The sequence below is a fragment of the Methanobacterium sp. genome (assembly GCA_012838205.1).
GTDB lineage: Archaea > Methanobacteriota > Methanobacteria > Methanobacteriales > Methanobacteriaceae > Methanobacterium.
Map to the genome: position 1 here is coordinate 1 of DUPR01000069.1, position 2,332 is coordinate 2,332.

Consider the following 2,332-nt stretch of genomic DNA (forward strand, 5'->3'; position numbering starts at 1 on the left):
TCCTTTTAGTCGGGTTTTAACTTATTTCCACTATTTTTTTTTAAATATTATCGTGAATTGGACATAGAATCCTATGCTTTATATGAAGAATCCTATGCTCTATATGAAAATTCTGTTCCATTGAATTTTTTTTAAATGTTGATTTAATTGTGTGCTGAAATAATTTGTTATTTTAGTGCTTTTTTTAATTGAATGGATGAGATTTAGATTGTTAAAATTACATTTGGATTATGACCTTTATTTAGTGATCAGGGTGCCTTTCACCTTTTCACCCTTTAATGCCCCTAGTAGTACTCCTTTTTTACCAGCGTTGATAATTTCTGATGGTGTGCCTTTCCTGGCCAGTTCCAGGAGTTCGCCTAGTTTTCCAGCCATTCCTCCGGTTACGTCTACTGTACGGGCTCCTTCCAGAAATTCAAGATCTTCCATGGATTTCACCACTGGGAGAAGTTGAGCTTCTTGGTGTCGGTTGGGGTCGCAGTTGTAGATACCATCTACATCTGAGCCCAGGATGATCCTCTCCGGGTGTAACTTTTCTGCCAAGTAGGTGACTATCTGATCTCCAGATACTACTGCCATCTGTATATCTTCATTTTCATCCAGGACCACATCACCATGGAGGACTGGTACTAGTCCCATTTCCAGATATTTTTCTGTAATTTCCAGGTTGGCAGATTCTATCCGTTTATTGTTGCTTTTGATGAAAGAGGATGGAGGCACAGTAATGGCTGGTATGCCCCATTTTAGGAGGTAATGGCAGACGAAATGGTTGAGGTTTTTTACTGAATTCTGGGTTAGGGCAAAGCCTCTTTTTTTCCGGCCGAGTTCCCGGTCATTTTTAATAACTGAGCCTATCCCATATTTCTGGGCATAGGGGTGTCCGAAACTGCCTGCTCCGTGTATAATAATCAATTTTTTGATTTTGGCAACTGATATTTCCTGGGCTATGCGTTCCAAGTTCGCTGGGTTGAGAGTGGGTTTGGTTTTGTCCTTCCGGGTTATTATGCTCCCACCTAGTTTCAGGATGATCATCTAAAGCAAGACCTCCCTATCATGGTTTTTTGTGGGGATGAAAAGGTTCATGGTGGTTTCAGATTTAATCTGGAAGGGGTTGGTCTTATATAATCCAGTGAAAGATTCGATCCTTATCTTATAGTGCTTAATCATTTCCATGTAACTCCTTGGTGGGATATATTAACTTGGAATGCGTTTTCAACTTTTTCTAATCTTTCTAATACTTCTTGGGTTTTTCCAGGACAGTATGCTATGATGCTGCCACCTCCCCCTGCTCCAGTTAGTTTGGAGCCTGTGGCCCCTGCACTTCGTGCTTGGTAGACTAGGTTGGAGAGTTGGTTGGTGTTTACTCCCAGAGCATCCAGGAGTCCCTGGTTTATGTTCATTAATTGCCCTATTTTTTCTTGGTTACCGTTAATGATGGCTTCTCTGGCTTGGTTTACTATTTTTTCAATGGTATCCAGGATGGGTTTAATTATTTCAGGATGGTTATCGTGGAGTTTTCGGACTCCAGCCACTAGTTTGCCAGTGTTTCCGGGTTGGGGTGTGTATCCAACTACCATTGGCATTTCCAGTGCTGGTTTTATCTTCATCGCACCTTTTTTGCGGGAAAAATAGATGAAACCGCCTTGGGTTGATATGGTGGTGTCTAGTGGACTTGCTGCTCCCTGCACATCTAGTTCTACTTGGTGGGCCATTCTGGCAATTTGTTCGGTGGTTAAATCTTCTTGAAGATAACGTGCTAGCGCAGCAATGGTGGCAACAGTGATGGCTGCTGATGATCCCAATCCAGCGCCTATGGGTATTTCCAGATCCACTTTCACATCCAACCCATGGTCTGGTTGGAATTGACAGTTGAAAATTGCATTGCGGATGAATTGTAGAATACCCATATCATTAGGTGATGATGTTGATGTTAGATTATCTGACTTGGAATGTGACCCTAAACTTTCATGTTTATCTGAGTTTGAGTGGTTAATTCCTGATTCAAGATAGTTTGAATTTTTGGAATAGCCAATAAACTGATCTTGCGTGGTAGATGTTTTTAATGGATTTATTCTCTGATTTTCTAAATTGATGGCTCCGTACACATCTAATTTAGGGATTTTGATAGAGATATGGTCGTTAGTTCCTTCCTGGATAGTGACTATTGCTTTTCTGTTTACAGCCATGGCTATGGCTGGTTTTCCATATACCACTGCGTGTTCTCCGAAAAGTATGGCCTTGCCTGGGGCAGACGCCGTGACCTTCATTAGATTAAACTCCTACTTGCTGATCTAATCCTCTTTTAAGTTTAAAATTATTATAATTTGGATAA

2 protein-coding genes are annotated in these 2,332 nt (G+C 41.0%); both read right to left on the reverse strand.

Annotated features, from left to right (window positions below; all coding sequences use genetic code 11):
* Positions 1-237: 237 nt before the first annotated feature.
* Positions 238-1,032, reverse strand: a complete 795-nt coding sequence (locus GXZ72_09665) for an isopentenyl phosphate kinase family protein (GenBank protein ID HHT19808.1) — start codon at positions 1,030-1,032, stop codon at positions 238-240.
* A gap of 131 nt (positions 1,033-1,163) precedes the next feature.
* A complete protein-coding gene (gene mvk, locus GXZ72_09670; GenBank protein HHT19809.1) occupies positions 1,164-2,267 on the reverse strand; it encodes a mevalonate kinase in 1,104 nt (367 codons plus the stop codon).
* Positions 2,268-2,332: the final 65 nt, after the last annotated feature.